Source organism: Microbacterium sp. Bi128 (assembly GCF_918698205.1).
This window is the reverse complement of the sequence record NZ_CAKKMM010000576.1, coordinates 1-3,047: the sequence shown is the minus strand read 5'-3', so window position 1 is coordinate 3,047 and position 3,047 is coordinate 1. Positions and strand designations below refer to the sequence as shown.

2 protein-coding genes are annotated in these 3,047 nt (G+C 68.0%); both read left to right on the top strand.

Features of this window, described 5'->3' with window-relative positions:
* Positions 1-253 precede the first annotated feature (253 nt).
* Positions 254-1,804, top strand: a complete 1,551-nt coding sequence (locus tag LQV45_RS23150; protein ID WP_230009004.1) for an FAD-dependent oxidoreductase — start codon at positions 254-256, stop codon at positions 1,802-1,804.
* A 54-nt stretch (positions 1,805-1,858) separates the two neighbouring features.
* The coding region (locus tag LQV45_RS23145) for a cytochrome P450 (protein ID WP_230009003.1) at positions 1,859-3,047 on the top strand (1,189 nt) is incomplete at its 3' end.

Below are 3,047 nucleotides of genomic sequence, written 5' to 3'. Positions count from 1 at the left end.
GGACATAGGACACCCGGCGCTCAAGTTCCCTCACTGAGGGCAACCCGGCCGGAGCGATGGCTAGGTGTCACCTGCACTCCTGCCGCCGCCCCCAGAGCGGCCACGTGGCGAAGGTCCGCCCCCGCCGCAAGATCCCCCACGCTCCGCTCTGGAGGGCCTCCGCAGCCTCGTCGTACCAGGCCGCAGGCCTCTTCCGCGGCCAGCCCGCGAGGCTTAGACTCGATTGGCTTGAGCAAACAGGGAGAAGTTCGGCATGAGGCTCGTCGTCGATCTCACTAAGTGTCAGGGTTACGCACAATGCGCCTTCCTCGCCCCGGAGGTCTTCACGATCCAGGGGGACGAGGCACTTACCTACGACCCGGACCCTGACGAGGCGCAGCGCACGAGGATCCGGCGGGCAGCCGCGGCCTGCCCCGTCCAGGCCATCCGGCTCGACCAGCTTGCGGAGCCGAACAGGCCGCGGCCTCCCGAAGAAGCCCCGGGAACGGCCGCTGCCGCAAGGGGCAACGGGGGCGCGTTCCTTCGATCCGGCAGGATTGTCATCGTGGGCACGTCACTGACCGGGCTCCGTGCGGCGGAGCGGCTGCGCGAGGAAGGGTTCACGGGCTCGCTGACTCTCATTGGTGAGGAAGCGCACGAGCCGTATGACCGGCCGCCGCTGTCGAAACAGGTCCTGGCCGGGTCGGTGCCGTCCGATGACACGTCGCTGCCGCGCCGCCGGGCAATCGACGCCGACTGGCGTCTGGGCGTCGCGGCCACGGGTCTGGATCTCGCCGCCAGGCAGGTGCATCTCGCCGACGGTGGCCGGATCGGATTCGACAAGTTGTTGATCGCCACTGGGGTGCGGGCCCGGTCCTGGCCAACCGCGGCGGAGGCGGCGCTGGCAGGCGTGCTGACCTTGCGGACCCGGGAAGACGCGGCAACGCTTCGGCAGCTCCTGGCCGCGCGCCCTCGCCGGGTCCTGGTCATTGGCGCCGGGTTCATCGGCTGCGAAGTCGCTTCGGTGTGCCGCGAACTTGGCCTGCCGGTCACCGTGGCGGAGGCAGGCCCGGCACCGCTCGGCGCGGCGCTCGGCAGCGTGATCGGTGCAATTGCCGGAGAGCTTCAGATCGAGAACGGCGTGGATCTGCGCTGCGGCGTCAGGGTCGTTGCACTGGAAGGCGATGCCGGCGGACAGCTGCGCCGCGCCCGCCTCTCCGATGGCACAACACTTGACGTGGACATCGCGGTCGCCGCGCTGGGGACCGTTCGTAACGGTCATTCGCTCGCCGATGACGTCTTCGTCGCCGGCGACGTATCCCGCGCCCCGCAGCCGATGTTCGGCTACCAGTTCCTCGCCGTCGAACACTGGGGCAACGCAATCTCCCAGGCCGAGGTTGCAGCGCACAATATGGTCAGCGGCGAAACCGAACGGTGGCCGCACCTGGCTGTGCCCAAATTCTGGTCCGTCCAGTTCGGCACCGAAATCAAGAGCGTGGGCGTGCCCTCGGTCGCCGATGAGGTCGCCATCGTGCAAGGATCGGTCGGATCTCGGCGGTTCCTGGCCGTTTACGGCTACAAGGGCCGGATCGTGGCTGCAGTGGCGTTCAACCAGAACAAATGGCTTGACTTCTATGAACCGCTGATTGACCAGGCGGCGCCCTTCCCGCCGTCGTTCCACCATATTGACGAGCCCGAGGATGCGCAGCCCGTGCCGGCCGGGTTCCAGCCCGCCGCCAGCCCCACCCAGGATGCGACCGTCGTCGTGACCGGTCACTATCCCAATGAGCGGCGCGCCAGATTGACTGACCGCCGCCTCCCGTAAAGCGCCGCACCGGAGACCGGCAGCCACCGGCCCACGACCCAAGGAGCCTTCGCCATGGCCGAGCCCAGCACCTGGGAGCAGATCCTCGACTACACCAACCGGGCTAACCCCTACCCGTTCTACGACGAACTCCGCAAAACCCCCGTGAGACGACTTCCGGACGGCAGCTATCTCGTGAGCACCTACGCGGAGATCGCCGCCCTGTTGCACGATCCACGGGTCAGCTCCGACATAACCCGCAACCCGGCTGCCGTCGCGGCGGGCGCCGCCGTCGGTGAGGACGGGGACGGGGACGGCGCCGGCATGACGCCGACTTTCCTCAGCATGGATCCCCCTGATCACGACAAGTTCCGGCGGATCACCATGCGGCATTTCGGGCCGCCCACGACGCCTGGCAGGGTGGCCGGGATGGAGGCGCGGATGGCGGAAATTGTCACCGATCTGGTCGACAATATGGCGGACCGCAGCCGGATCGACGTCGTCGATGATCTGGCGTATCCCCTGCCCGTCACGGTGATCTGCGAACTTCTCGGTGTGCCCCCGGGAGATGAACAGCGCTTCCGGGTCTGGGTGGCCCTGGCCCTGCAATCGACCGATCCCGGACTCGATCCCGAAACCCAGCAAAAGAAGAGGATTGAGGCCGGCACGGAACTGCGCGCGTTCATGCAAGAGCTGGTCGACGCCCACCGGCAGGCCCCGGGGACTGACCTGCTTTCAGCGATGGCCACCGATGATGGCCCGGAGGGCCGCATGCCGGACGAACAACTGGTGAGCACCGGGCTTCTCCTGCTCATCGCCGGACATGAAACCACCGTGAACCTCATCTCCAACGGCGTACTGACGTTGCTCCGCCACCCGGCCGAGCTCCAGAGGCTGCGCGCTGACCCCGGCCTGGCCATCCCGATGGTCGAGGAGCTGCTCCGCTACGAGCCGCCCGTGCATTTCGTCCCGTTCCGTACCGCCCTCGACGACATCGACATCGCCGGCACCACCATCCCGGCCGGCGCCTCCCTCACCCTGGTCCTTGCTGCGGGCAACCGCGACCCCGCCCACGTCACTGACCCCGGGCTCTTCATCCCTGACCGGGCCAACAACCAGCACCTCGGTTTTGGGGGCGGGGTTCATCTGTGCTTCGGGGCGCCCCTGGCCCGGCTGGAAGCGCAGATCGCGCTCACTGAATTCGCCACCAGGCTGGAGAACCCGCGGCTGGTCTCGGACCCACCGCCGTACCGGCCGAGCCCGT

Coding starts and splice junctions, on each gene's coding strand:
- LQV45_RS23150 (WP_230009004.1), top strand. CDS start 254: ATGAGGCTCGTCGTCGATCTCACTAAGTGTCAGGGTTACGCACAATGC.